Source organism: Streptomyces sp. DG1A-41, assembly GCF_037055355.1.
Lineage (GTDB): Bacteria > Actinomycetota > Actinomycetes > Streptomycetales > Streptomycetaceae > Streptomyces.
The window spans coordinates 3,142,561-3,168,553 of sequence record NZ_CP146350.1 but is presented as its reverse complement, the minus strand read 5'-3'; the positions used below and the strand labels follow the sequence as shown (position 1 = coordinate 3,168,553).

The 25,993-nt window shown below is 71.4% G+C and carries 18 protein-coding genes and 5 pseudogenes; 13 read left to right on the top strand and 10 right to left on the bottom strand.

What is annotated here, in order from left to right; all coding sequences use genetic code 11:
- The first annotated feature begins 1 nt into the window (after position 1).
- The 11 genes and pseudogenes from V8690_RS14690 to V8690_RS14640 all read left to right on the top strand — a co-directional run bounded on the left by V8690_RS14690 (position 2) and on the right by V8690_RS14640 (position 15,881).
- A pseudogene (locus tag V8690_RS14690) lies at positions 2 to 1,875 on the top strand (YfjP family GTPase).
- 329 nt (positions 1,876 to 2,204) lie between these two features.
- Entirely contained in the window at positions 2,205 to 2,681 is a 477-nt protein-coding gene (locus V8690_RS14685; RefSeq protein WP_338779099.1) for a single-stranded DNA-binding protein, read from the top strand.
- A gap of 278 nt (positions 2,682 to 2,959) precedes the next feature.
- Positions 2,960 to 4,368: pseudogene (locus V8690_RS14680) on the top strand (Cys-Gln thioester bond-forming surface protein).
- A 46-nt stretch (positions 4,369 to 4,414) separates the two neighbouring features.
- Positions 4,415 to 4,855, top strand: a complete 441-nt coding sequence (locus V8690_RS14675; RefSeq protein WP_338779097.1) for a GNAT family N-acetyltransferase — start codon at positions 4,415 to 4,417, stop codon at positions 4,853 to 4,855.
- Positions 4,856 to 5,018: 163 nt separating this feature from the next.
- Positions 5,019 to 6,455, top strand: a complete 1,437-nt coding sequence (locus V8690_RS14670) for a hypothetical protein (RefSeq protein WP_338779094.1) — start codon at positions 5,019 to 5,021, stop codon at positions 6,453 to 6,455.
- Positions 6,456 to 6,484: 29 nt separating this feature from the next.
- Positions 6,485 to 7,522 (top strand): glutamate ABC transporter substrate-binding protein, encoded by a 1,038-nt coding sequence (locus V8690_RS14665; protein ID WP_338779092.1) that lies wholly within the window; start codon positions 6,485 to 6,487, stop codon positions 7,520 to 7,522.
- 48 nt (positions 7,523 to 7,570) lie between these two features.
- Complete coding sequence (locus tag V8690_RS14660) at positions 7,571 to 8,905, top strand: hypothetical protein (protein WP_338779090.1); 1,335 nt, start codon at positions 7,571 to 7,573, stop codon at positions 8,903 to 8,905.
- Complete coding sequence (locus V8690_RS14655; RefSeq protein ID WP_338779088.1) at positions 8,902 to 11,556, top strand: tetratricopeptide repeat protein; 2,655 nt, start codon at positions 8,902 to 8,904, stop codon at positions 11,554 to 11,556. The genes V8690_RS14660 and V8690_RS14655 overlap by 4 nt, the downstream gene beginning before the upstream one ends.
- 3 nt (positions 11,557 to 11,559) lie before the next feature.
- Positions 11,560 to 13,001 (top strand): annotated as a pseudogene (locus tag V8690_RS14650) (PP2C family serine/threonine-protein phosphatase).
- 118 nt (positions 13,002 to 13,119) lie between these two features.
- Entirely contained in the window at positions 13,120 to 14,466 is a 1,347-nt protein-coding gene (locus tag V8690_RS14645) for a VWA domain-containing protein (RefSeq protein WP_338779086.1), read from the top strand.
- A 32-nt stretch (positions 14,467 to 14,498) separates the two neighbouring features.
- Positions 14,499 to 15,881, top strand: a complete 1,383-nt coding sequence (locus V8690_RS14640; RefSeq protein ID WP_338779084.1) for an FHA domain-containing protein — start codon at positions 14,499 to 14,501, stop codon at positions 15,879 to 15,881.
- Between the two features lie 42 nt (positions 15,882 to 15,923).
- Here V8690_RS14640 and V8690_RS14635 read toward each other — a convergent pair.
- A pseudogene (locus tag V8690_RS14635) lies at positions 15,924 to 16,906 on the bottom strand (methyltransferase domain-containing protein).
- 66 nt (positions 16,907 to 16,972) lie between these two features.
- Between V8690_RS14635 and V8690_RS14630 the strand changes: the two are divergent.
- On the top strand, positions 16,973 to 17,386 hold the full coding sequence (locus tag V8690_RS14630; RefSeq protein WP_338779082.1) for a globin: 414 nt from the start codon (positions 16,973 to 16,975) through the stop codon (positions 17,384 to 17,386).
- Between the two features lie 21 nt (positions 17,387 to 17,407).
- Here V8690_RS14630 and V8690_RS14625 read toward each other — a convergent pair whose 3' ends face one another.
- From V8690_RS14625 to V8690_RS14605, 5 genes are all read right to left on the bottom strand, one after another.
- Positions 17,408 to 18,076: a hypothetical protein gene (locus tag V8690_RS14625; protein WP_338779080.1), complete on the bottom strand. Its 669-nt coding sequence runs from the start codon at positions 18,074 to 18,076 to the stop codon at positions 17,408 to 17,410.
- Positions 18,073 to 18,483 carry a thioesterase family protein gene (locus V8690_RS14620; RefSeq protein WP_338779078.1) on the bottom strand — a complete coding sequence of 137 codons (411 nt, stop codon included), beginning with the start codon at positions 18,481 to 18,483 and terminating at the stop codon, positions 18,073 to 18,075. The genes V8690_RS14625 and V8690_RS14620 overlap by 4 nt, the downstream gene beginning before the upstream one ends.
- A 2-nt stretch (positions 18,484 to 18,485) precedes the next feature.
- Positions 18,486 to 20,150 carry an energy-dependent translational throttle protein EttA gene (gene ettA / locus V8690_RS14615; RefSeq protein ID WP_338779076.1) on the bottom strand — a complete coding sequence of 555 codons (1,665 nt, stop codon included), beginning with the start codon at positions 20,148 to 20,150 and terminating at the stop codon, positions 18,486 to 18,488.
- A gap of 250 nt (positions 20,151 to 20,400) precedes the next feature.
- Positions 20,401 to 21,177: a hypothetical protein gene (locus V8690_RS14610; RefSeq protein ID WP_338779074.1), complete on the bottom strand. Its 777-nt coding sequence runs from the start codon at positions 21,175 to 21,177 to the stop codon at positions 20,401 to 20,403.
- A gap of 329 nt (positions 21,178 to 21,506) precedes the next feature.
- On the bottom strand, positions 21,507 to 22,358 hold the full coding sequence (locus V8690_RS14605) for an oxidoreductase (protein ID WP_338779072.1): 852 nt from the start codon (positions 22,356 to 22,358) through the stop codon (positions 21,507 to 21,509).
- A 206-nt stretch (positions 22,359 to 22,564) separates the two neighbouring features.
- Between V8690_RS14605 and V8690_RS14600 the strand changes: the two genes are divergently transcribed.
- Entirely contained in the window at positions 22,565 to 23,416 is an 852-nt protein-coding gene (locus V8690_RS14600; protein WP_338779070.1) for a helix-turn-helix transcriptional regulator, read from the top strand.
- A 209-nt stretch (positions 23,417 to 23,625) separates the two neighbouring features.
- On the opposite strand, the gene V8690_RS14595 is transcribed toward V8690_RS14600, so the two are convergent.
- The 4 genes and pseudogenes from V8690_RS14595 to V8690_RS14580 all read right to left on the bottom strand — a co-directional run.
- The gene (locus V8690_RS14595) at positions 23,626 to 23,760 is read right to left on the bottom strand and encodes a hypothetical protein (RefSeq protein WP_338779068.1); all 135 of its coding nucleotides are present in this window, start codon (positions 23,758 to 23,760) and stop codon (positions 23,626 to 23,628) included.
- Positions 23,761 to 23,982: 222 nt separating this feature from the next.
- Entirely contained in the window at positions 23,983 to 24,426 is a 444-nt protein-coding gene (locus V8690_RS14590; protein ID WP_338785354.1) for an ASCH domain-containing protein, read from the bottom strand.
- A 467-nt stretch (positions 24,427 to 24,893) separates the two neighbouring features.
- Positions 24,894 to 25,115, bottom strand: coding sequence for a hypothetical protein (locus V8690_RS14585; RefSeq protein ID WP_338785353.1), 222 nt, complete (start codon positions 25,113 to 25,115; stop codon positions 24,894 to 24,896).
- Between the two features lie 305 nt (positions 25,116 to 25,420).
- Positions 25,421 to 25,920, bottom strand: a pseudogene (locus V8690_RS14580) (6-phospho-beta-glucosidase); the annotation flags it as partial.
- Between the last annotated feature and the right edge of the window lie 73 nt (positions 25,921 to 25,993).

The window sequence follows — 25,993 nt, the reverse complement described above, 5'->3', positions numbered from 1 at the left end:
GGTGACCGCCGTCACTGACCAGGACCACGCCGAGCGCCCCGACCAGCCGGACGACGCGGACAATGCGGGAGCCGCCGAGAACCCACCGGCGAAGCCCCCCGAGAGCGCCTCCCAGGGCGAGCGCACGGACGACACCCGCGCGCGCGTGCCGGACGGCGACGCCTCCTCCCGTACGGACTCCCCGGGTGCCTGGGACGACGGGCTCATCGCACGGCGGGTCGACGAGGCCACCGCAGGAAACCAGTACGCCGTGTTGGACAGCCGTACCGCCGCCCCGCCGACGGTGTCCCCGCTCGTCTACGACGGGCCGCTGCGCTCCCGGCTGGAGGCCCTGCGCGAACTGGTGGGGCTCTCCCGCACCCGGCTCGACAGCCGGACGCTGGCGGAGGCGGGCCGGGTGCTCGACGAGGCCTCCGCCCGGCGCAGGCTCTCCGGGCAGCACACCGTCGTCGCCATCGCGGGCGCCACGGGCAGCGGCAAGTCTCAGTTGTTCAACGCGCTCGCCGGGGTGGCCATCTCGGAGACGGGAGTACGCCGCCCCACCACCGCGGCGCCCATCGCGTGCAGTTGGAGCGACGGGGCCGCGAGCCTCATCGAACGGCTCGGCATCCCGCCACGGCTGCGCCGGCGTCCGCTGCCGACCGGGGACGGCGAGTCCCAGCTGCGCGGACTCGTCCTCATCGACCTGCCCGACCACGACTCCGCGGCCGTACAGCACCGCGAGCACGTGGACCGCATCCTGGCGCTCGTCGACGCGGTCGTCTGGGTCGTCGACCCCGAGAAGTACGCCGATGCCATCCTCCATGAGCGCTATCTGCGGCCGATGGCGGCCCACGCGGAGGTCATGTTCGTCGTCCTCAACCAGATCGACCGGCTGCCCGGAGAGGCCGCCGAGCAGGTCCTCGACGACCTGCGGCGGCTCCTCGACGAGGACGGCATCGCCCTCGGGGAGTACGGCGAACCGGGGGCGACCGTGCTCGCGCTGTCCGCGCTCACCGGGGACGGCGTCGGGGAACTGCGCGAGGCGCTTGGCCAGTTCGTCGCGGAGCGCACGGCGCCGGCCCGCCGTATCTCGGCCGACGTGGACATCGCGGCGGCCCGGCTGTGGCCCGTCTACGCCACGCAGCGCCGGACCGGGCTCAGCGAACAGGCCCGGGAGGAGTTCGCGGACCGGCTCGCGGACGCGGTGGGCGCCGCGGCGGCGGGCGAGGCCGCCGAACGTGCGTGGCTGCGCAACGCCAACCGCGCCTGCGGTACGCCCTGGCTGCGGTTGTGGCGCTGGTACCAGGACCGCGGCGAGCCCACCGCGGGGCGGCTCCCCTCGCGCACGCAGGCCGACGAGGAGGCCACCGCCCGGCAGCGGGTCGAACAGGCGGTACGGACGGTGGCCGACCGGGCCTCGGTCGGCCTGCCCTCGCCCTGGGCGCAGGCGGTGCGCGAGGCGGCCGCTCGCGGCTCCCAGGGGCTGCCCGAGGCGCTGGACGAGCTGAGCGTGCGCGCGGGAGTGCCGACGGGGCGGCCGCCGCGACCGGGGTGGTGGCCGATGGCCGTGCTGTCCCAGGCGTCCATGACGATCCTCCAGTTCCTGGGCGGTCTGTGGCTGCTGGGCCAGATCGTCGGGGTCATGTCGCCGAACCTGGGCGTGCCGGTGCTGCTGATGGTGATCGGCATCGTCGGCGGCCCGCTCATCGAGTGGAGCTGCCGGATGGCGGCACGGGGCCGGCCCGGCGCTACGGCCTGGAGGCGGAACGCCGGTTGCGGGAGGCTGCGGCCGGGTGCGGGAGGGCCCGGGTGCTGGATCCGGTGGCGGCGGAGCTGCTGCGGTATCGGGAGGTTCGGGAGCAGTACGGGAGGGTGGTGGGCGCGGGGAAGTGACGCCTGCGTAGGGGGCGGCGCCTGTGCGGGGGTGGTGACGCCTTGGCCGGGACGGTGACTCCGGGGCGTGGCGGTTGTGACGGGCCGCAGATGTCACTCGGCGTCACCCCGACTCGGCGTGACCCGCCCCCTTGCATCACTCGCCGCTCGGCATCCCTCACCGCTTGGGATCACCCGTCCGGGGGGCGGCGTTATCCACAGGCGGACGGTGATCCACAGTGCTCAGCGGGCTCGGCCCGGCGGCGGCAGTCTGACAGACACAGCCGTACGGGACGGGCTCGTACGCATGTAGGCCCGGCGTCGCAGTCCGGGCGAGGGAGGGGTTCGCGATGAACGAGACCATGGTCTGCGCGGTCGGCAGGGTGGCGACGCAGCCGGTGTACCGGGAGATGGCGTCCGGCCCGTCGGCGAGGTTCCGGCTGGCGGCGACCGCCCGCTACTGGGACCGCGAGAAGAACATGTGGACGGACGGGCACACCAACTTCTTCACGGTGTGGGCGAACCGCCAGCTCGCCACGAACACGGCGGCGTCGCTGACGGTGGGCGAGCCCGTGATCGTACAGGGCAGGCTGAAGGTCCGGACCGACGTGCGTGAGGGCCAGAGCTGGACCTCGACGGACATCGACGCGGTCGCGATCGGACACGACCTGGCCTGGGGCACCTCGGCGTTCCGCCGCGCAGGCAAGCCGGAAACGGTGTCCGCGCCGACGCAGCCCGAACCCAACTGGGGGACACCCCTGGCCGGTTCGCCGAATCCCACGGGCGCTCATTCTCAACAACCCCCGGAATCCGTCATGTTGACATGACATCAATCACCCGCTTGTCTGCCCGGACTGCGGCTTATCGGCGAGTACGCACCGAAAATCGGGGGTGGACTTGTCGATAAGCCCTGCTCACAAGGGGTCTTGGCGATAACGATTCCGAGTCGGATCACTCGTCCGACCGTCCCACCGGCGAGAGGCGTCCGCCGCATACCTAGGATGCCGGGCATGGTTCTCGAGGCTCTTGTGGCCTGCGAGGCTTCCGATTCTGCAGGTGGGACCGTACCCCCCACGTCAACGGGTCCTGCTCGAAAGGGAATTTGGTGTTTGCTTCGTTCTCCGCGGTGTTCGTACGCAGGCGAGGGGCCGCCCGCCTCGGTGCCGCGACGCTCGTGTCCGGGCTTGTCGCCGCGGGCGTGCTGGCCGGCGTCGGCCAGGCGGCCGCCGAGGAGACGACGCGGAGTCAGGGCGGAGCGACCGCGACGACAGCCGGGCTCAAGACGTACGGCACCGCGGTGATACATGGCGACACCGGGGACCAGCAGGTGTCGGCGGGCCTGTTCGAGATGTCCGTCGAGGGCGGCGGCATGCTCCAGACGTACTGCGTCGACCTGCACAACCCGACGCAGCGGGACGCCAAGTACCACGAGACGCCCTGGAGCGGCACGTCCCTGGGCGCCAACAAGGACGCCGGGCGGATCCGCTGGATCCTCCAGAACTCCTACCCGCAGGTGAACGACCTCGCGGCGCTGGCACGGAAGGCGGGCGTCCGCGGTGCGCTGACCGAGCAGGACGCGGCGGCAGGCACACAGGTGGCGATCTGGCGGTACTCGGACGACGTGGCCGTCGACGCGCTCGACCCGCAGGCCGAGCAGCTCGCGGACTACCTGGAGAAGAACGCCCGCAGCCTGCCGGAGCCCCGGGCCTCGCTCACCCTCGACCCGCCGGCGGTCTCCGGCCGGCCGGGGAGCGGCTGGGTCCGGTGACGGTGCACACGAACGCCGGCAGCGTGACGGTGAGCCCGCCCGCGGACGCCGCCACGAGCGGGGTCCGGATCGTCGACAAGCAGGGCAAGGCCGTCACCTCCACGTACGACGGCGGACAGGTGTTCTTCGAGGTGCCCGAGGACGCGGCGCCCGGCACGGCGGAACTGACCGTGCAGGCCTCGACCACGGTGCCGGTCGGCCGTGCCTTCGCCTCCGAGAGCCGGAGCCAGACGCAGATCCTGGCCGGTTCCAGCGAGTCGACGGTGTCGGCGACGGCGGGGGCGACCTGGGCGAAGGAGGGCGCGATCCCGGCGCTGTCGGCGGCGAAGAACTGCGCCGAGGGCGGCGTGGACATCATCGCGTCCAACAAGGGCGACGAGCCGTTCACCTTCGAACTGGCGGGCCTTGAGCACACCATCGCCCCGGGCGAGTCCCGAACGGTGACGGTGCCGCTCCAGGAGGACCAGGCGTACGACTTCACGATCCGCGGCCCGGGCGGCTTCACCCAGCGCTTCACCGGGATGCTGGACTGCCGGATCCAGGGCAGCGAGACGGGCACGGCCACACAGACGCTCAGCGAGCCGAGCCCGGCCCCGGTGGGCGGCACGGCCACCGACACCAACCTCGCCGAGACCGGCAGCTCCGGGGTCACCCCCCTCATCGCCGGCATCGCCATCACCCTGGTCCTGATCGGCGGGGGAACCCTGATCGTGCTCCGCCGCCGGGAGGCACCGACGGGGGAGTGACCGTCCCGAGGTCTCCCCGAGGCAGGCCTCGCTCTACGCTCAGCCCGTGAAGATCAGGGTGCGGGCGGCGGGCGAGGCCGATCTGACAGCGCTGCTGGGTCTCTACAGCGAACTGAACCCGGACGACGCGCCGTTGTCCCAAGCGGCCGCGGATGCCGTCTGGGCGGCCATATCCGGGCAGCAGGGGCGGACCGTCCTGGTCGCCGAGGCCGACGGCACGGTGGCCGGGACGGCGGACTGCATCGTGATGCCGAATCTCACCCGTGGCGGCCGGGCCGTCCTCTTCGTGGAGAACGTGGTGGTGGCCGGCTGCTTCCAGCGGCGGGGCATCGGGCGTCGACTGATGGAAGCGGCCGTGCGGCTGGGGAAGTCGGCCGGCTGCTACAAGGTGCAGTTGCTGGCAGCGGACGACGCGTACGTGCACAGCTTCTACGAAGCGTGCGGCTTCAAGGCGCTGGCGCAAGGGTTTCGCCGCTACGTGGAGTAGCCGTGCGCATTCCCGACGGGAACCGAACCGATTCCCCCGACGTGTTTCCGGGCAAGAGGTGGTGCCTCGCGCTGCGATCAGATCAAGATCGGGGCAAGGCCGGTGCGGATGTCAGAGCCGGAAGGGATACTTGCGGCGACGGATGACCATGGGGGAGGTCACAGTGACACACCTGCCGACGAGCGGCACACCACCAACGGGCCCGGGCCTGCCCACCCTCCCGGCAGTACCGGCCCAACCGGTACCACCGGCCCAGGCGCCTCCTGGTCCTACGGGACCTCAGCCCCGCCGTACCGCCTTCGCCGAGGGACTGGACCAACTCCGTGCCGCCGCCGTCACGGAGCCCGGCCGCCTCCGGATCATCGGCGCGTTCCTGGCGCTCCTCGTCGTCGCCTTCGGCGCCGTCACCGCCTGGCAGATGACCGACCGCGCCGCCGCCGCCGACGACGTCCTCACCAGCAGTCAGCCCCTCAGTTCGGACGCGGCCGACATCTACCGCTCCCTCGCGGACGCCAACACCGCCGCCTCCAGCGGATTCCTCGCCGGCGGCCAGGAGACGGCCGCCTCCCGCGACCGCTACGAGAAGGACATCCGCACGGCCGCGGAGAAACTCGTCAAAGCCGCCGCCAACTCGGACCCCACCTCCCCGTCCGCGGCGACCATCGCCAAGCTCAACAGACTCCTCCCGGAGTACAAGGGCCTGGTCGAACGCGCCCGCACCTACAACCGCCAGGGCTTCCCGGTCGGCGGCGCCTATCTCCGCTACGCCAACGAGAAAATGCAGCAGCAGATGCTCCCGGCGGCGGAGGACCTGTACAAGAAGGAGAACCAGCGCCTGCGCGCCGACTACGCGGACGCCACGCCCTACCCCTGGGCCGCCATCGGCCTCGGCATCGCCGCCCTGGCCGCGCTCGCCTGGGCCCAGCACCGCAACTACCAGCGCACGAACCGCGTCCTGAACCACGGCCTGGTCGCCGCCACGGCCGCCGCGACCGTGGTCCTCCTCTGGCTGGTCGTCGGCCACAGCATCGCCCGCGCGGGCCTGAACGACTCCTACGACCACGGCGTCCGCTCCCTGAACGTGTTGCACGACGCCCGTATCGCCTCCCTCAAGGCACGGGGCAACGAGAACCTCACCCTCGTGGCCCGCGGCGCCGAGACGAAGAAGGTCGGCGAAGAGACCTACGACGCCTACGACTACGACTTCCGCACGGACATGACCGCGCTGGGCAAACATCTGGCGGCCGCCGGCAAGCTCGCCGACGACGCCTCGGGCGAAAGCCCCGTCACCGCCGCCGTCGGCAACATGACGGAGTGGAAGAAGCGCCACACCGCGGCCCGCGAGCAGGACGAGAAGGGCAACTACCAGCAGGCGCTGGACATGGTCATCGGTACCGAGAACGCGACCGGTGAGTGCTTCGACAGCGTCGACGAGAACCTGCGCACCGCACTGGCACACGAGGAAACCGAGTTCAAGCGCGCGGCCGATGACGGCCGGGACGCCCTGACGGGCCTGGCGGCAGGCGCGGCCGTCCTCGCGGTGCTCGGCGCCGCCGGCGCGGTGCTGGGCATCGGGCGCAGGCTGTCGGAGTACCGATGAACGGGACACGGGTGAAAGGGGGCGCGACCATGCGAGCACGACGTCTGCGGGCCAGTCTGAAGGGCTGGGGCGGGGTGGCCGCGATGGCGGTCGTCTGCGCCCTGGTGGCCGTCTTCGCACTGTGCGTCCCGCTGTCCGGACCGGGCACCGTGGACGACCAGGCCGTCGCCCAGTCGGCCCGGGTCAAGGCCGAGAAGGCCGAAGAGGACTGCGAGGCCCCCGAGAAGCAGACCCTGTCGCCCTCCTCCGCCGACGGCGACACCATCCAGGCGATCAGGAACCGCGAAGGCGAGAAGCGCAAACTGATCGTCGGCGTCGACCAGAACAGTTACCGCTGGGGCTACCGCAACCCCAACAGCGGCAAGACGGCGGAGCTCGAGGGCTTCGACATCGACCTGGTCCACCGCATCGCCGAGGACATACTCGGCGACCCGGACGCGGTCCAGTTCAAGGCGATCCCCACCAACCAACGCATCCCGGCGATCCAGGACGGCCGCGTGGACATGGTCGTCCGCACGATGACGATCAACTGCGAACGCATCGAGGACGTCGCCTTCTCCGCGCCCTACTTCAAGACGGGACAGCAGGTCCTGGCCCCCAAATCCTCGCCGATCAAGGGCTACGACGACACGCTCGCCGACAAGAGGATCTGCACGGCGGCGGGCTCCACGGCGTACTCCACGCTGGAAGCGGACAAGAAGGACGGCAAACTCCCCGCCACCACCGACATCTCCACGACGGTGCCGAACCAACTCGACTGCCTGGTCAGGCTCCAGCTCGGCGAGGCCGACGCGGTGGTCACCGACGGCGCGCTCGCCGCGAGCCAGGCGGCACAGGATCCGACGGTCCAGCTCAAGGGTGACGCCTTCACTGCCGAGTACTACGGCGTGGCGATGAAGAAGGAAGCCGACGATCTGGTACGCCGGGTCAACCAGATCCTGGTGGACTACCGCAAGGACACCGCGAACGGCTGGCAGGCGTCGTACGACAAATGGCTGTCGGCGACACTGGGCAAGGATTCGGAGAAGTCGGAACCACCGGCACCGCAGTACCTCCGCACGACCTGACAACCGCACCGACCCCCCAACCGGCACAACCGCAGCGAGAGGTGATCGATGGGCGTCACGGGATCCACCGGGCCGGTGATGGACCGGGACGAGGTGGACCGTGCGCTGGCGCGGCTCGGCGCGGAGCACGAGGCGATCGAGACCTCGCTCCTCGCCCTCCAGGACCACGCGGGCCGCAGACTCCTGGAGGGCGCCGAGCTCACCGGCGTCACCCAGGAGCGCTGGACGTCCGCGGAGGCCTCGATCACGCTGCTGTGGACGTACTTCGACGCGTACACGGACGCCTTGCGCACCGCCCGGGAGATCCGCGCCCGCCGCCGCTGGTCCAGCCGCGAGGACCTGGTGGAGCTGACGGAGCTGCTGAACGGCGAGTCGGTCACCGTCGCGGGCAGCGCCACCGCGACGGCCAACGCCCCGACCCTGCACGGCACGGGGAACAAACTCAGCGAGCGCTACTCGCTCGCCACCCTCGTCGACCGGATGAACGAGCTGTACGCGACGAGCCTGGACATGGTCGTCGCGGCCGACGCGGTCTGGTCGGCGCTGCCCGCCCGGATCGATCTGCTGGCGGCCGAACTCCAGCGCACCCGCCGGCTCGCGCACTCGGTCGGGGTGCGCCCCGGCGAGCACCCGGCGGGTGACGACCTGGAGCGCATCACCCGCACACTCACGAAGCTGCGCGAGCAGGTGATCTCCGACCCGCTGGCGTTCTGGCAGGCCGCGGAGGGCAGTTCGGCTCCGGGCGGCGGCAGGCCGGACACCACGGTGTACGACCGGGAGGCGCGCGCCCTGGAGGACGTACGCCGGGAGATCGACGCGGTCCTGACGGTACGACAGGACGCCGAGAAGCGGATCGTCAAACTGCGTGACGTCCTCAGCCGCGCGGACCGTACGCTCGCCGAGGCGCGCACCGCCCGCGGCGAGGTCCTCGCGAAGATCGCGGCGACGGAGGTGCCGGTCGTCAGCGGACCGCCGACCGCGCTGCAGGAGCAGCTGGCGGCGGCCGCGGAGTACCGCAGGCAGGCGCAGTGGCATCGCCTGTCCCCGCTCCTGGAGTCGCTGGAGCAGAAGGCGGAGGACGAACTGCTGCGCGCCCGCGAGTCGTTGACGGCGGTCACCGCGCCCCTGGCGGTCCGGGCCGAGCTGCGCGGCCGTCTCGACGCGTACAAGGCGAAGGTCGCCCGGCACGGCTTCGCCGAGGACACGCTGCTGATCGAGCGGTACGAGAAGGCCCGCCGCATGCTGTGGAGCGCCCCCTGCGACCTGCGCGCCGCCGAACAGGCCGTGCTGCGCTACCAGCAGGCTGCCGCCGAACTGCTCGGCGGCCCCCGGGTGCCGGACCAGGGCGTGCCGGAGGACGACCGGAGGGGGCCGGGCGCATGAGCGACAAGGGGGAGTCCGTGACTCAGGCACCGAACGAACCACCGAGCCCATCACCGGACGAGACACGGGGCGAGCCGCGACGCACCTGCCAGCGCCCCGCCTGCGGCGGCACCTACGAGGACGTGGGCGGCGGTGAACTGTACTGCGACACCTGCGGCCTCGCCCCGGTCGTCGCACCGAACGGCATGGTCGGGTCATCCCCCACCGGCATCACCGCCGGCGGCAAGGGCGGCTCGCGGGGCAGCGGCAGCTCCCGCTCCAGCAGCCGCACTTCCCGTACGTCGTCCCAGTCGTCGAAGTCCCGCCGCTCGGTGTCGGGACGCCTCTCGCGCTCCCTGTCGGGCAAGGCGACGGGCCGCTCGGTGTCGGTGCGCAGCTCCGGCTCCGCCGCCGGTTCCTCGTCCCGGGGCCGGCTGGGCGCCGGGCTGGTCCAGGTCCCGCCGATCCCGCGGCCCGACCCGCGCGAAATGGTCCTGGACAACCCCGAGGTGCCCGAGCGGAAGCGGTTCTGCTCGCGCTCCGACTGCGGCGCCCAGGTGGGCCGTGCGCGTGGTGACCGACCGGGGCGCACGGAGGGCTTCTGCACCAAGTGCGGCCATCCGTACTCGTTCGTGCCGAAGCTGAAGGCCGGGGACGTCGTGCACGGCCAGTACGAGGTGGTGGGCTGCCTCGCGCACGGCGGCCTGGGCTGGATCTACCTGGCCGTCGACCGGGCGGTATCCGACCGCTGGGTGGTCCTCAAGGGCCTGCTGGACACCGGCGACCAGGACGCGATGGCCGCGGCGATCTCCGAGCGGCGCTTCCTGGCGGAGATCGAGCACGCCAACATCGTGCGGATCTACAACTTCGTCGAGCACCTGGACCAGCGCACGGGCTCCCTGGACGGCTACATCGTCATGGAGTACGTCGGCGGCAAGTCGCTGAAGGAGATCGCCAACGCCCGCCGTACCCCGCAGGGCAGGCGCGACCCGCTGCCGGTGGAACAGGCCTGCGCCTACGGCCTGGAGGCCCTGGAGGCGCTCGGCCATCTGCACAGCCGCAACCTGCTGTACTGCGACTTCAAGGTCGACAACGCGATCCAGACCGAGGACCAGCTCAAGCTGATCGACATGGGCGCGGTGCGCAGGATGGACGACGAGGAGTCGGCCATCTACGGCACGGTCGGGTACCAGGCGCCGGAGGTCGCCGAGGCCGGCCCCTCGGTGGCGAGCGACCTCTACACCGTCGCCCGCACCCTCGCCGTGCTGACCTTCGACTTCCAGGGCTACACGAACGTCTACGTGGACTCCCTGCCCGACCCGGACAACATCGAGGTCTTCCGGCAGTACGAGTCGTTCTACCGGCTCCTGGTCCGCGCCACGGACCCCGACCCGGCCCGCCGGTTCGCCTCCGCGCAGGAGATGACCGAGCAGCTGACCGGTGTCCTGCGGGAGGTCGTCTCCCTCCAGACGGGCCGCGCCCGGCCCGCCCTGTCCACACTGTTCGGGCCGGAGCTGCGGGTCACGGACACGGAGTTGTTCCCGAGGCTGGACGGTGAGGTGTCGCGGCTCGGGGCGAGGGTGGTGCGGAAACGGCGCCACTCCGCGACGGCAGCGGCGCTGCCCGCTGTCCCCTCTCAACCCCACGCGGCCCAGCTCGCTGCCGGGCCCGGAGGAGCCGCGACAGGGCCGGGCCCCGGCGGCGCACAGGGCCTCCCCACCCCCCACAACCTCGTCAAACCCGTCGACACCCCCGCCGCCGCCCTCGCCCTCCCCGTCCCCCGCGTCGACCCGTCCGACCCCAACGCCGGTTTCCTGGCGGGCCTGATGACCTCCGCCCCGGCCGAGCTGCTCGGCGCCCTCGCGGTGGCTCCGGCCCCGTCGATCGAGACGCGGCTGCGGCAGATCCGGGCCTGGCTGGAGACCGGCGATCCGGCCGCCGCGCTGGAGGCGCTGGTCACGCTGGAGGGTGAGCGGCCCGACGACTGGCGGGTGGTCTGGTACCGGGGCGTGGCCGCGCTGGTGACGGGCGACGACGAGGGCGCCGCGCTCGCCTTCGACGCGATCTACGACGCCTTCCCGGGCGAGATCGCGCCCAAGCTGGCGCTGGGCCTGTGCGCGGAGGTGCTGGGCCAGCTCGACAACGCCGCCGAGTACTACCGGCTGGTGTGGTCGACCGACCCGAGCTATGTGAGCGCCGCGTTCGGACTGGCCCGCGTACAGCTGGCGACCGGGGACCGGCGCAGCGCGGTACGGACGCTGGAGTCGGTCCCGGAGTCCTCCATCCACTACACGGCAGCGCGCGTGGCCGCCGTCCGGGCGCGGCTGCGGCAGCGCACGGCGACCGCCTCGGACGTGTTTCTGGAGGACCTCACGGCCGCCGCGGCGCAGGTCGAGGCGCTGGAGGCGTACGGTCTGGACCCGGCGCGCCGCGAGCAGTTGTCGGCCGAAGTCCTCGGCTGCGCGCTGGACTGGGTACTCTCCGGGGGCCAGGGTTCCGCCCCTCCGGCCGCCGGGGGACGGACGCTGCTCGGCAGCGGCCTGGACGAGCGTGGCCTGCGTTTCGGCCTGGAACGCTCGTACCGCACGCTGGCCCGGCTGGCGCGGGGCGGCGAGGAGAGGATCGACCTGGTGGAACGTGCCAATCGTTACCGCCCCCGGACGTGGGTGTAGTTGATGTCGCAGATGCCCCAGTTGTCCGCCTGCCCGAGTTGCGAGGAACCCCTCGAATCGGGTGACCGTTTCTGCGGCGCGTGCGGATACGACCTGTCCGCCGTGCCGGCACGGCCGGAGGACAACCCGACCATCACCATGAACGGCTCGGTGCCCGCGCAGGGCGCTCCGGCAGCCGGTGCGTATCCCGAGCCGCCCTCGGTGCCACCCGCGGGCGCGGCCTGGCCCGTCCCCGGGCCGGACGGCGCGGGCGGATCGCAAGCGGCGCATCTGCCGACGGACCTCCCGGGCACGGACTCGGGCGGCTCCGTCCTGCCCCCGGACACCCCCCCGCCCCCCAGCGCCCCGCCGGCCCCGGCAGCGGGGGTCCGCTTCGACCATCCGCCCCAGGCCGGGGACACCCCGTGCCGCCCGGCTACGCCCCACAGCCCGAGGGATATCCGGCACACTCCGAGACCTACCAAGCACAGCAGCCCGACGAGTACCTCCTCCAGGCACCGGACCCACGGGTGTCCGCCGACCCGGCGGCCCAGGCCGCGGGCTCCGGCGGCAAGGTCTGCGTGGCCTGCCGGGCCGGCCGCGTGGACGACGACGGCTACTGCGAGAACTGCGGCCACGCCCAGCCGCGCGAACGGGACCACATGGAGCAGGAGTCCGGCCCGGTGGCCGCGGTCAGCGACCGCGGCCTGCGCCACCACCGCAACGAGGACGCGTTCGCCATCGGCAGTACCGCGCTGCCGGACGGCTCGCCCGCCTCCGTGGCGATCGTCTGCGACGGAGTCTCCTCGGCGACCCGCCCCGACGACGCCTCGATGGCGGCGTCGAAGGCGGCGAGCGAGGCACTGCTGACCGCCCTGCCGCGCGGCACGCACCCGCAGCAGGCGATGCACGACGCGATCATCGCCGCCTCGCGCGCGGTCAACTCGCTCGCCGCGGAGCCCGCCACGGCCCGCGAGCACGCCCCGCACCAGAACGCGCCCGCGTGCACCATCGTCGGCGCCGTGGTCACCTCGGGCCTGCTGATCGTCGGCTGGGTCGGCGACAGCCGCGCCTACTGGGTCCCGGTCGACCGGAGCGCGCCCCCCGCCCGGCTCACCGAGGACGACTCGTGGGCGGCGCAGATGGTCGCCGCGGGCCTGATGAGCGAGGCCGAGGCCTACGCCGACGAGCGCGCCCACGCGATCACCGGCTGGCTCGGCGCGGACGCCTATGAACTGGAGCCGCACACCGCCGCGTTCAAGCCCGATCGGCCTGGGGTGGTCGTCGTCTGCACGGACGGCCTGTGGAACTACGCGGAGGCGGCGGAGGAGATGGCCCGGGTCGTCCCGCTCGACGCGGCCGGGCATCCGCTGCACAGCGCCCGGGTGCTCGTCGGCCACGCCCTGGACGGCGGGGGCCACGACAACGTAACAGTGGCCCTCGTGCCGTTCCCGGCCGTGCCGTAGGGGGCAGGATCGGCCTGAGGCCGCGTTACGGGGATGCCTCAGCGGACCGGAGGGGGCCGGTCCGCCTACCGTCATCACCCCGCTCCGGTGGGGGCTTTCGAGGGGGATCGAAGCAGGCATGGCCAATTTCTCGAAGTCGAACGTGCCCCAGTTCTCGGTGGACGTGTACCAGAACGAGTACCTGCCGGAGGGCGCCGGCGAGGTCAACGCCATCGTCACGGTGACGGCGACCGGCGGCGGCACGATCGGCAGCGCGGTCTCGGCGCCCCACCTCTTCTCGCCCGGCCAGGGCCCGTCCGCGGCCGTGGTGATCATGGTCGACTGCTCCGGGTCGATGGACTACCCGGCGACCAAGATGCGCAACGCCCGCGACGCCACGGCCGCCGCGATCGGCACCCTGCGCGACGGCGTGCACTTCGCGGTGATCGGCGGGACGCACGTGGCCAAGGAGGTCTACCCGGGCGGCGGTCGCCTCGCGGTCGCCGACGCCACCACCCGCGAGCAGGCGAAACGGGCGCTGCGCTCGCTCAGCGCGGGCGGCGGCACGGCCATCGGCACCTGGCTGAGACTGGCCGACCGCCTGCTGTCCTCCGCGGACGTCGCCATCCGGCACGGCATCCTGCTCACGGACGGCCGCAACGAACACGAGGCACCCCAGGACCTGAAGGCCGCGCTCGACGTGTGCGCGGGGCGCTTCACCTGTGACGCGCGCGGCGTGGGCACCGACTGGGAAGTGAAAGAAGTCACAGGGATCGCCTCCGCCCTGCTCGGCACCGCCGACATCGTCGCCGACCCGGCCGGGCTCGCCGCCGACTTCACGCAGATGATGGAGACGGCGATGGGCAAGGAGGTCGCGGACGTCTCCCTGCGGCTGTGGACCCCGGTCGACACCACCGTGAAGTTCGTCAAGCAGGTCGCGCCCACGGTCGAGGAACTGACCGACAGGCGCACCGAGGCGGGCCCGCGCGCCGGCGACTACCCCCTGGGTTCCTGGGGCGACGAGTCCCGTGACTACCACGTATGCGTGGAGGTCCCGGCCGCGAACATCGGGCAGGAGATGCTGGCGGCCCGGATCTCGCTGGTCATTCCGCGGCCCGACGGCACCGTTCAGAACCTCGGCGCGCAGGGCCTGGTCCGCGCCGTGTGGACGGACGACATGGTCGCCTCGACGTCGATCAACCCCCAAGTCGCCCACTACACCGGGCAGGCGGAACTGGCGCAAGTCATCCAACAAGGGCTGGATCTTCGTAAGTCGGGAGATATGGACGGAGCAACGGCCAAACTGGGCCGGGCCGTTCAGCTCGCGAGTGCCTCCGGGAACGCCGATACTGCGAAACTGCTTGCGAAGGTGGTGGACGTGGTCGATGCCGCGACCGGTACTGTGCGACTGAAGGCGAAGGTCGAAGAGGCCGACGAGATGACGCTCGAGACCCGGTCCACCAAGACTGTTCGCGTGAAGAAGTGACCTAGAAGGAATCGAAGGAGGGACGCGCCGACATGCCGACCTGCCCGAACGGACACCAGTCGGGTTCCGACGACTGGTGCGAGGTCTGCGGTCACCGCATGGCGGGTGCCGTGCCTCCGCCTCCTCCCCCGCCGCCCCCGCCCGGCGGCGGCTACGGCTTCCCGCCCCCCGGCGGCCCGGGTGGCCCCCACGGCGGGCGCCCTCCGCACCTGTCCGCCGTACCGAACGCGGAGCCGGAGCTCTGCCCGCAGTGCCGTACGCCGCGTGAGGGCGGCGCACCGTTCTGCGAGGAGTGCCGGTGGAACTTCCTGACGAACACGGCGACTTCGTACACGCCCGCCGCCCCGCCCCCGCCCGGCCCGGGCGTGCGCTTCCAGCCGCCGGGCAGGCCCGGCCCGTCAGGTCCGTCTGGTCCGTCGTACGGCGGCGGTGACTCGTACGAGTACCAGAGCTCCCGCCCGTCGCAGGTGAACCGCCCGGCCGAGCCGATCCCGCCCTTCGGCGGCGAGCCCTCGGGCCACCCGGGCCCCGGCGGCCGTCCCGGTCCTGGGGGTCCGGGTGGGCCCGGCGGCCCGGGCGGCCCCGGCGGTCCTCCCGGCCCGCCCGGATTCGGTGCCGACCCCTCGCGACCGGTCCCGCCGCCGCCCGGGCCCGGTGCGCCGGGTGGCCATGGTGGCCCCGGTGGCGCTCCGCAGGGCTTCCAGCAGTCAGGCCCGCCAGCTCCTCCCGGGTTCCCGCAGGAGACCCAGCGTCCGCAGCAGGGCGGTCAGTCCTTCGGCGGTGGCGGTGACGACTGGGTGCTCTCCCCGCCGTCGTCCACCGGCCCGGGCGGCGGCCCCGGTGGCGGTCAGGGCGGTGGCTACGGCTATCCGCAGCCCGGCGCGACCCAGGCCCCTCCCGGCCCCGGCGGCGGTCAGGGCGGTGGCTACGGCTATCCGCAGCCCGGCGCGACCCAGGCCCCTCCCGGCCCCGGCGGCTTCCCGCAGCAGCCCCAGGCGCCCCAGGGACCGGCAACCTGGACCGCGACCATCGCCCCGGACCGCGAGTACTTCATGGCGATGATGCAGCGCTCCGGCCCCGAGGCCGCGGGTCTGAACCTGCCCGCGTACTCGCCCGAGCAGCAGCGCACGCTCACCGGCAACCAGATCACGATCGGCCGCCGTCGGCACTCCACCGGCGACACCCCCGACATCGATCTCTCGGTGCCGCCGGAGGACCCGGGCGTCTCGCACCAGCACGCGGTGCTGGTCCAGCAGCCCGACGGCAGCTGGGCGGTCGTCGACCAGAACTCGACGAACGGCACGACGGTCAACGGCTCGGAGGAGCCCATCCAGCCGTTCGTCCCGGTACCGCTCCAGGACGGCGACCGGGTACACGTGGGCGCCTGGACGACGATCACGATCCGCCGCGGCTGAGCCGCTCAGGACAGGGAGTCAGGCTCAGAACAGGAGCCAGGCTCAGGACGGGAGGGGCCAGGCGTACGGCCCCTCCGGGTCGTCCAGCCAGGCCCACTCCCGGTCCCCGCTGACGGTGATGCCGTAGCGCTCGCGCTGCGGCATGCCCTCCTGCTCCCACAGCGCGTGCGCCTCCTGCGGGTCGAGGCTGCCGCGGGTCAGGGCCAGCAGGAAACGGAACAGGTCGTCCTCCCTGGCCCGACGCGGTACACCGCCCAGCTGGAGCGGCTCGCCCCCGGGCCGGCTCCGCCGCGCAGCGGCACGAAGTAGGCGGGCGTGTGCAGGAAGCGCCCCTCGGCGTGCTCGGCGTCGCTCACCGTGAGCACGACCAGGCCGGTGGCGAGCGGCATCAGGATCCGGCCCCCGGGGCGGCTCTGGGCGAGCCAGGCGCACGGCACGGTGCTCAGCGCGCAGGTGGCGATGATCCGGTCGAACGGCGCGCGCTCGGGCACGCCCCGGGCGCCGTCGCCGGTGACGACGACCGGGTGGTATCCGGCCGCGGCCAGGTGCCGGCGGGCCGACTCGGTGATCTCCGGGTCGAGATCGACGGTGGTGACGTGGTCGTCGCCCAGCCGGTGGGCGAGCAGCGCGGCGTTGTAGCCGGTGCCGGCGCCGATCTCCAGGACCGTGTTCCCGTCCTCCACACGCAGCACGGCCAGCATGTCCGCCATCAGGGACGGCTGGCTGCTGGAGGAGAGCAGTTCGCCGTCGCGCAGCCGGGTCGCCAGCGGGGTGTCCTCGTAGGCGCCCCGCAGCCACCGCTGGCGCGCCTGCGGGTCGGGGCTCTCGCCCCACCGGCGTTCGTAGCCGTCGGCGACGCCGACGTAGTAGTACGGCACGAAGAGGTGGCGCGGGACCGCCGCGAACGCCTCCCGCCACACCGGGTCGGCGGCCCAGGCCCCGCTCGCGTCGATCCGGCGCACCAGCGCCGCCCGCGCGGAGACGGCGAGATCGTCCTGTTCCCTGTCGGGTGCATGCCCGCCCATACCCCCACAGTAAGGGCACCGGGGCCGGTCCTAGGCCTTGAGTCCTATGTCCTCACGTCTGAGAGCATGGGGGGCGTGAATGAGATTCGGCGCGGCACGCTTCAGGAGCAGACCTTCTACGAGCAGGTCGGCGGGGAGGAGACCTTCCGTCGGCTCGTCCACCGTTTCTACGAGGGAGTCGCCGAGGACCCGCTGCTGCGGCCCATGTACCCCGAGGAGGACCTGGGACCGGCCGAGGAGCGCCTCACGCTGTTCCTCGTCCAGTACTGGGGCGGCCCCACGACGTACAGCGACAACCGCGGCCACCCGCGCCTGCGGATGCGGCACGCGCCCTTCACGGTCGACCGTGCGGCGCACGACGCCTGGTTGAAGCACATGCGGGTCGCCGTCGAGGAGCTCGGTCTCTCCGAGGAGCACGAGCGGACGCTGTGGAACTACCTGACGTACGCGGCGGCGTCGATGGTCAACACCCCGGGCTGACCCGCAGGGGCGTCGCGAGGGTCAGCGGACGCTGACGTCCAACGCCCCGAGCCCGGCCTGTCGTACGGCGATGGACCCGTACGGCGTGCGCAGCCGTAGCCACGCGCCCGACGAGAACAGCCCCAGTGGCACGCCGGGCCGCAGGAAGCCGAGGGACTGTGCCGCGTGCACGGCGCGGACCGGGAGCCGGGTGTCGCCGACCGCACGGGACCAGATGTCCCGCCCGATCCGGTCCAGCTCGGCCCTCGTACGCCGCTCCGGCGGCAACTCCTGCGTACGGGACCGGAACTCGGCGACGGCGGCGGCCACGAGGGACCGCAGCGCGTCGGGCGCCGGCAGCCCCGGCTCGGGCCGCCAGCCACCGCGCGGCGGCAGCACGCCCGCCCACGGCGGCCCGGTCACCGCACCCGGCACGACCGCCGTGGCGCCCCTCTCGTCCACCGACTCCAGCAGCTCACCGGCGGACACGGTCACGTCCAGCGTGACGTCGAGCCCGTCCTCGTACGGCTTGGCCAGCCGCACCGCTCGCACGGCCAGCACCTCGAAGGACGGCGGCCGCCCGAACACGGCCAGGGCGGTGCCCGCCGCCTGGAGGCGCACCGCGGCCCCACGGTCGTAGTGGAGCAGCCGGGAGAGGAAGGCCGCGAGATCCGCCGCCTCCCCCTCGTCTGCCAGGTGGAGCACCGTCATGCGGCGACGGCCTCCTCCTCGTCGTCCGTGTACTCCCGGAGGAACTCCCGTTCCTCCAGGGTGAGCCGGCGCGGGCGCTGGGCCTCGAAGTCGAACGGCACTATCACCGTCGAGGCCCGGACGTAGACCAGGTCGTCGTCCTTCACCTCGTAGGTGAGGGTGAAGGACGCCGCCCTGATCTCCGTGACCCACAGCTCGATGTCCACGGGGGTGTGCCGGTGGACCAGCTGCCGCTTGTAGTCGATCTCATGGCGTGCCACCACGGACCCCTGCTTGAAGTCCTTCTCCGGGCGGAACAGGAAGTCGATACGGGCCTCCTCCAGGTAGCGGAGGAACACCACGTTGTTGACGTGGCCGTACGCGTCCATGTCCGCCCAGCGCAGCGGGCAGCGGTAGATGTGCCGCAAGATCAGCCCCGGGTCAGCTTCTTGTAGGTGGCGCGGTGCGGACGCGCGGCGTCCGGGCCGAGCCGCTCGATCTTGTTCTTCTCGTACGACTCGAAGTTGCCCTCGAACCAGAACCACTTGGACTCGCCCTCGTAGGCGAGGATGTGCGTGGCGATGCGGTCGAGGAACCACCGGTCGTGGGAGACGACGACGGCGCAGCCGGGGAACTCCAGCAGCGCGTTCTCCAGGCTGGAGAGGGTCTCGACGTCGAGGTCGTTGGTCGGCTCGTCGAGGAGCAGCAGGTTGCCGCCCTGCTTGAGCGTGAGCGCGAGGTTCAGCCGGTTGCGCTCACCGCCGGAGAGCACACCGGCCGGCTTCTGCTGGTCCGGCCCCTTGAACCCGAAGGCGGAGACGTACGCGCGCGAGGGCATCTCGACCTGGCCCACGTTGATGTAGTCCAGCTCGTCGCTCACGACGGCCCACAGCGTCTTCTTGGGGTCGATGTTCTCGCGGCTCTGGTCGACGTAGGAAATCTTGACGGTGTCGCCGACCTTGATGGAACCGGAGTCGGGCTCCTCGATGCCCTGGATCATCTTGAACAGGGTCGTCTTGCCGGCGCCGTTCGGCCCGATGATGCCGACGATCCCGTTCCGCGGCAGTGTGAAGCTGAGGTCGTCGATGAGCACCTTCTCGCCGAAGCCCTTGCTGAGGTTGTTGACCTCGACGACGACGTTGCCCAGGCGCGGGCCCGGCGGGATCTGGATCTCCTCGAAGTCCAGCTTCCGCATCTTGTCGGCCTCGGCGGCCATCTCCTCGTAGCGGGCGAGGCGCGCCTTGGACTTGGCCTGGCGCCCCTTGGCGTTCGACCGCACCCACTCGAGCTCGTCCTTGAGCCGCTTCTGCCGCTTGGCGTCCTTCTGGCCCTCGACCTTGAGGCGGGCGGCCTTGGTCTCCAGGTACTTGGAGTAGTTGCCCTCGTAGGGGTAGAGGCGGCCGCGGTCGACCTCGCAGATCCACTGGGCGACGTTGTCGAGGAAGTACCGGTCGTGGGTGACCGCCACGACGGTGCCCGGGTACTTGGCCAGGTGCTGCTCCAGCCAGTTCACGGACTCGGCGTCGAGGTGGTTGGTGGGCTCGTCGAGCAGCAGCAGGTCGGGCTGCTCCAGCAGCAGCTTGCACAGCGCGACGCGGCGGCGCTCACCGCCGGACAGGTTGACGACGGGCCAGTCGCCGGGCGGGCAGCCCAGGGCGTCCATGGCCTGCTCCAGCTGGGCGTCGAGGTCCCAGGCGTTGGCGTGGTCGAGCTGCTCCTGGAGCTTGCCCATCTCGTCCATGAGCTCGTCGGTGTAGTCGGTCGCCATCTGCTCGGCGATCTCGTTGAACCGGTCGAGCTTGCCCTTGATCTCGGCGACACCCTCCTGGACGTTCTCCAGGACGGTCTTCTCCTCGTTCAGAGGGGGCTCCTGGAGCAGGATGCCGACCGTGTAGCCGGGGGTGAGGAAGGCGTCACCGTTGGACGGCTGCTCGATCCCGGCCATGATCTTGAGGATGGTCGACTTGCCGGCGCCGTTCGGGCCGACGACGCCGATCTTCGCTCCCGGCAGGAAGCTCGTCGTCACGTCGTCGAGGATCACCTTGTCGCCGTGCGCCTTACGCGCCTTGCGCATGGTGTAAATGAACTCAGCCAAGAGAAACCGTCCGGCAGCTTGAATACGGCAGTGGGCAGATACACCCCATCTTGCCGTACCGCCACCCCTGGGTGGAAACGCGTATGCCGGAGGGCTCCTGACCTTGGGTTTCGTGGTTGGCAGCTGGGACTCGCCTCTCACTGCCGGCCGCCGTCGGCCGGCCTCGGGCGCCCTCGCAGGGCCCAGGGACGGCCCAGAAATGATCATTCGGTAGCCCACATCGGCGGTCGCCTGCCGGTGAATGGGCCGGTCAGGTCCCGAGCACCAGGAATATCAGTTGCAGGGGCATCAGGATGAACGCGAGCGACAGCAGCAGTCCGCCGGCCAGCGTCACGCCCGCTGTGCGCCACAGCAGGGTCGAGGCTGCCAGTGAGCAGATAGCCCTGCCGGGCTGCTGACGGTCGTAGACGACTTCGATGCGTTTCGGGTCCCCGCCGATGCCCCTGGCAGCGTAGTCAGGCTCGATCTCGTGCGTCCCGCCGTCCAGGTCGGTGTACCGGAAGAACGTCCGCTTCCCCTCTCTCCGTGCGAACACCGCGACGACCGTGACACCGTGCCTGCGCACGGTCCGCCGCTTCCACGCCCACCGGAGCGAGGGCACCACGATGAACAGACCGAAGAGGGCGGGCGCCACCCCGAGCAGCCACAACGCCGCCTGTTGCGGTTCGCCGGCCCACGCCAGCAGGGCGAACCCGCCGACGTATACGTGAAGGAGAGCGATGCCCGCGGCGCGTTCACGTCGTGTCAGCCCCAGGCCCTTCTTCCGGCCGGAGGTGCTCGTCGGCCGCTCCTCGACCAGGGCCGCCCCGCCCTGCGGCGGACCACTTCTGGAACGTGCCCCGTTGGCCGCCGCGACGAGCCGGGCCGCTTGGGCGGCGTCGCGGCCTTGCAGGGTGAACACGGGCCCCGGAGCGCCGTCCACGCCCCACAGCGCGATCTCGACCGAGCGCTGCCCCCGGCCCACGACCCGCGTCTCCTCTATGGCCTCGACCGGTATCCGCCGTCGCAGCCCTTTCTGGTCCAGCACTACCGCCCGGCCCTCCAGCCATACGATGTCGCCATACCCACGCAGTGTGACCGACGGCAGTGGCGACAACGGCGGTGACGGCTCGGGCCGAGGGGGCATCAGAACCTCTTTCGTCAAAGCCGGAGGGGGTGGCATGAGCACTCAGCTCAAGTTTTAACCTCCACCCGGTTACCAGGAGGCGCTGGGCGGCGTGAACGGCTACAAGCAGGTTCGGCTGTGGTGGACCATGAGCGGGACAGCTTGGTGATGACGGCCGCCGTCGAGGCCCCGCGCGGGGCGCCCCCGGTCCCCGGCAGCGCCCCGCGCTGGGGGCCCGACAACGAGTGACGTCAGGCGGACCGGCTGACGTCGTCGAAGTCGGTGGAGGCCGACAGCTCGGCCCATGCCAGCATGTCGCGCTCGAAGGCGTCGCGTCCGGCCTGGACGAGCTGAAGCGCGTCGGTGCCGAGCAGCAGGCGCGTCGGCGGCTGGTCGGCCGCCACGATTCGCAGCACCGCGGCCGCGGCCTTGTCCGGGTCGCCCGGCTGGTGCCCGCTGCCGTGGATGCGCCGGGCGCGCAGCGGCTCGAACAGCTCGTCGTAGTCGGCGATCACACGGGGTGCGCGGATCATCGAGCGGCCGGCCCAGTCGGTCCGGAAACTGCCCGGCTCGACGGCGGTGACATGGATGCCGAGATCGGCGACCTCCTTGCCGAGTGTTTCGAGGATGCCCTCCACCGCGAACTTGCTGCCGTGGTAGAAGCTGAGGCCCGGCATGGTGATCAGCCCGCCCATCGAGGTGACGGCGATGATGTGGCCCGAACGGCGCTCTCGCATGTGCGGCAGCAGGGCCTTGATCACCGCCACGGTTCCGTAGACGTTCACCTCGAACTGACGGCGAAGGTCATCCATCGACGACTCCTCGAAGAGGCCGTCATGGCCGTACCCGGCGTTGGCGACGAGTACGTCGACCGGGCCCAGGTCGCGCTCGGTCTCGTCCACGACCGTGTCCACCGCGTCATGGTCGGTCACGTCCAGGATGCGCGCGTGCGCGTCGCCGGCGAGCGCCTCAAAGGCCCGTGCGTCGGCGGGCGTGCGCACCGTGCCCACCACCCGGTGGCCCGCGGCCAACGCCGCGCGCGCGAGTGCACGGCCCAGGCCGGTGCTGACGCCGGTGATCAGGAATGTCTTGGTGTCCGACACAGGAGTTCCCTTCGTGCGATGCAAAACAGAAGCCGACCGGGGCGGTTGGGCCCCGGTCGGTCTCGACACGTTCCACTTCAGCACCGGAATCGGCTGCTGACCGACTTCCGGGGGGTCCGCTTCGCCCCGGGGACAGCCGGACCGGGGGACTGCCAGTCCCCCTTTCTCGGGCCGTCGGGGCGATCTCGGGTCCTATCGTGAACGGCATGGACCGCAACACAGCTCTCGGTGAGTTCCTCCGCTCTCGGCGGGCACGGATCACCCCGCGCCAGGCGGGCCTGTCCGACGACGGCGGCCCTCGGCGAGTGCCAGGACTGCGCCGCGAAGAGATCGCGCAACTGGCGGGCGTGAGCGTCGACTACTACGTACGCCTGGAACGCGGACGCCGACTGAACGTCTCCGAGACCGTGCTGGACGCCATCTCCCGCGCGCTACGCCTCGATCCCGTCGAACGCACCCATCTGTTCCAGCTCGCCAAGCCCGCCACAGGCAGGCCCCGCCGCACGGCGACGCGTCCGCAGCCGGTCCGCCCGGGGCTGCGCGACCTGCTCCGGATCCTCGAGCACACCCCCGCCCTTGTGCTGGGGCGGCGACTGGACGTACTTGCGTCCAACCAGATGGCACGTGCGCTGCTCACCGATTTCGACGCGCTGCCGCACCGCGAGCGGAACCTGGTGCGGTTCATGTTCTGCGACGAGACCGCCCGCTCGCTGTATACCCACTGGGACACCCACGCCCAGGACATTGTCGCCTCGCTCCGGCGCGACGCCGGACGCCATCCCCACGATCCACTGCTGGCCGAACTCGTCGGCGAACTCTCGATCATGGATGAGGACTTCCGCCGCTGGTGGGCCGACCAGAACGTGTATCGGCACACGCATGGCAGCAAACACTTCCACCACCCGATCGTCGGCCCGCTCACTCTCAATTACGAGTCCCTCACCCTGCCCGCCGACCCGGACCAGCGGCTGAGTGTCTACACCGCCGAGGCAGGCTCCAGCTCCGAAGAGGCGCTTCGGCTACTGACCGCGTGGGTACGGCAGCCCGAGACCTCGTGAGCTGGGATGGGCGTTGGGGAACACCGGCAGACCTTGCGCCCCACCGTCGGTGTCCCGAAACCCTCGTCTAGAGGGGCAGAACCGGGATTGAGAGCAATACGCCCTGCCCATTCGTGCCGCGCAGCAACTCTCAACACGTAGGCAGAGGTTGAAACTCAAGCTCAGAGCATCCCACGTATCCGCCCCCAGGGAGCGGCCGTCACCGTGGCCTACAGCTCCGACCAGGTGTGCGGCTCCATGTAGGCGTGCTCCCCTCGGAAGAACCAGTCCGCTAGATCCGTCAGCCGCTCTATGCACGCGGCGTAGTACTCCTTTGGCTCCGGCCGAGGGAAGTTGCCAACCATCGGGGAAGCTCCTCGGCGTCCTGCAAGCGTTCGCAGGCAGTGCGCATTGCTTTCTCCAGCCGGGAGAAGGCGCCTCGGTCCCAGACCAGATCACTTCGCAGTCCCAGCAGGAAACTTCCGGGCTCGGAACGGAACTCATGCTCCAGGGTCTTCAAAACCTGATCCATGGCGGGCATGCTGCCAGGCCCACCGTCCACGATGCGCAGGGAGGTCGGCGGGATCTCAACGGGCAAGTAAGGGCCTGTCGGTGGGTGGTCGTCCTGGGCCAATGTCGAGCGCCCTCGGACGGCCCAGAGACGGCCCGACTTTGCCGCACTCGGCTGGCGGCCGGCACCCTCGCCGCACCCCCACCGGTCTCAGCCACGCTGCCGGTGAGCAGGCTGTCGCCTCGTACGTGGCCAAGTACGCCACCAAGGTTGGGCACCTAACGTGGTCAAGATCCACTTTCCCTAGCGGGAGGACGCGCACGCTGGTCACCTCGACGATCGCGACCGGGTGATCGTCCGAGTCGACGACGACCGAACGCGCCCCGGCTGCCGGCAAGGGCTCTCCCTCATGCTCGCAGGCGACGACGAGTCCTGTGGTGGAGGTCTTGGAGCCGTTGAGGATCGCTGCCACGAGCTTGTCGCGCAGTGAGCCAGGAAAGGCGAACACTGCCCTGGGCATCGACGCGATGTCAGCGGGGGAGGGGGCGTTGGGTGTCATGCGAGCACCGTAGTGCTGGGGCCGGTGGAGGTTGCCGGTGCGGCGTCCGGTCTGAGCCTGTTACCCAGGGGCGTAGTGACCCTGGGTTCATGCTGCGTGCCCCTGCGTGCGTGTCGCGCCGCGCAGCGGGACGCGAACGCGTCAAGCCGTGTTCGCGATGACCGGGCCGCCGGTCGAGCCCACGGCGGCCCAGGGGCGGGCTCAAGTCAGTGCCAGTCGCCGTTGAGCGGCTCCGGCGCTGTCGCGCTGTCGTCCTCTCCGAAGTCCGGGGCCTGGAAGGGGTTCGTGGCCGGCGGCGGTGAGGCCGTGGCCGTGGAGCCGGGTGCCCCTTCCGGGGCGGAGAAGAGCGAGGTCAGATCGATGAGAGGTCTCCTTCTGGTGCCAGGTCCCGGATGGGGCCTGGTGTGCCGTGACCGGGCACAGCGGTGTCAGAGCTTGGTCATCTTGGCGTACGGGCTCAGGATCCGCTTCTGGGCCGAGCCGAAATCCACGAGGACCGCGATCCCGTCCTCGATGCCGATGACCCGGCCGAGGCCGTACATGTCGTGTGTGACCTGGTCGCCCACGGAGAAGTGCTTCGGGGCCGGAATGACCGGGGCCTTGAAGGGGCTGGTGGGCAGATGGCGCTTAGGTGCAGCAGGCTTTGTCATTGCCCCTAGTATGCGCCCTCGCGTGTTCTGCTGCCTGCGTCTGTCCACGTTCCGTTGGGCGGCACGGCCCCGGCCGGTTCGTAGGCGGGCCTGTCCTACGTCCCGAGGTACGCCCGCAGACGTCCCTGCGCCCCCTTCCTCGCTCCCAGTCTGTCCAGCCCCAGCAGCACCGCCCCGAGGACAGGGCTGGCCGTGACCACCGGAGGGGACGCCTTGGGTGCTCTGTCGGCCAGCAGGTCGGTGATCATGCCGTTGAGCTGCGAGTGCTGAGCGGCCAGGACCCCGGCGCCCAGGAGGACAGGCTGGTCCACGGCCGGGACCGGGAGGGGGGACGCTCCCTGCGCGCCCACCGCCGCCTGGACCTCGATCACCGCGTCCTCGGGGAGAAAGGGGAGCGTGCCCCGGTTGTACGTGTTCACCACCTGGTACGGGGTGCCGCCACCGCCCAGCAGGGCCGCCGCCAGGTCCACCGCCGCCTCCGAGTAGTGGGCGCCGCCCCGTTTGGCGAGCGGGGCCGGCTTCTCGTACAGGGACGGGTCGGCGTACATCGTCAGCAGTTGCCGTTCCATGGCCCGCCACCTCGGCCGCGCGGGACGGCTTCGTCCCGAGTTCTCGTACGGCCTCGTCGTGCGCGTAGTAGTAGCGCTGGTAGTGCGACGGGACCACGCCCAGGCGGTCGAGCAGGGTGGAGGGGGAGGCGTAGGTCCGAGGCGATGGTGTCGCCGTGGTCGGTCAGCAGCTTGGGCAGGACGTCCTCGCCTTCCGGGCCGCCGAGGCGTACTCCCGTTTCCCAGGTGAGGTGGTTGATCCGGCGGCGTAACCGGCCGCCGGGTTGACCTCGTACGGGACAGCCGCCCGTGCTTCAGCAGCAGGTCCAG

Bases quoted from the DNA above. Each gene is read 5' to 3' on its own strand.
- V8690_RS14685 (WP_338779099.1), top strand. From the start codon at position 2,205: ATGAACGAGACCATGGTCTGCGCGGTCGGCAGGGTGGCGACGCAGCCG.
- V8690_RS14665 (WP_338779092.1), top strand. From the start codon at position 6,485: ATGCGAGCACGACGTCTGCGGGCCAGTCTGAAGGGCTGGGGCGGGGTG.
- V8690_RS14660 (WP_338779090.1), top strand. From the start codon at position 7,571: ATGGGCGTCACGGGATCCACCGGGCCGGTGATGGACCGGGACGAGGTG.
- V8690_RS14655 (WP_338779088.1), top strand. From the start codon at position 8,902: ATGAGCGACAAGGGGGAGTCCGTGACTCAGGCACCGAACGAACCACCG.
- V8690_RS14645 (WP_338779086.1), top strand. From the start codon at position 13,120: ATGGCCAATTTCTCGAAGTCGAACGTGCCCCAGTTCTCGGTGGACGTG.
- V8690_RS14640 (WP_338779084.1), top strand. From the start codon at position 14,499: ATGCCGACCTGCCCGAACGGACACCAGTCGGGTTCCGACGACTGGTGC.
- V8690_RS14630 (WP_338779082.1), top strand. From the start codon at position 16,973: ATGGGGGGCGTGAATGAGATTCGGCGCGGCACGCTTCAGGAGCAGACC.
- V8690_RS14625 (WP_338779080.1), bottom strand. From the start codon at position 18,076: ATGACGGTGCTCCACCTGGCAGACGAGGGGGAGGCGGCGGATCTCGCG.
- V8690_RS14600 (WP_338779070.1), top strand. From the start codon at position 22,565: ATGGACCGCAACACAGCTCTCGGTGAGTTCCTCCGCTCTCGGCGGGCA.
- V8690_RS14595 (WP_338779068.1), bottom strand. From the start codon at position 23,760: ATGGTTGGCAACTTCCCTCGGCCGGAGCCAAAGGAGTACTACGCCGCG.
- V8690_RS14590 (WP_338785354.1), bottom strand. From the start codon at position 24,426: ATGCCCAGGGCAGTGTTCGCCTTTCCTGGCTCACTGCGCGACAAGCTC.
- V8690_RS14585 (WP_338785353.1), bottom strand. From the start codon at position 25,115: ATGACAAAGCCTGCTGCACCTAAGCGCCATCTGCCCACCAGCCCCTTC.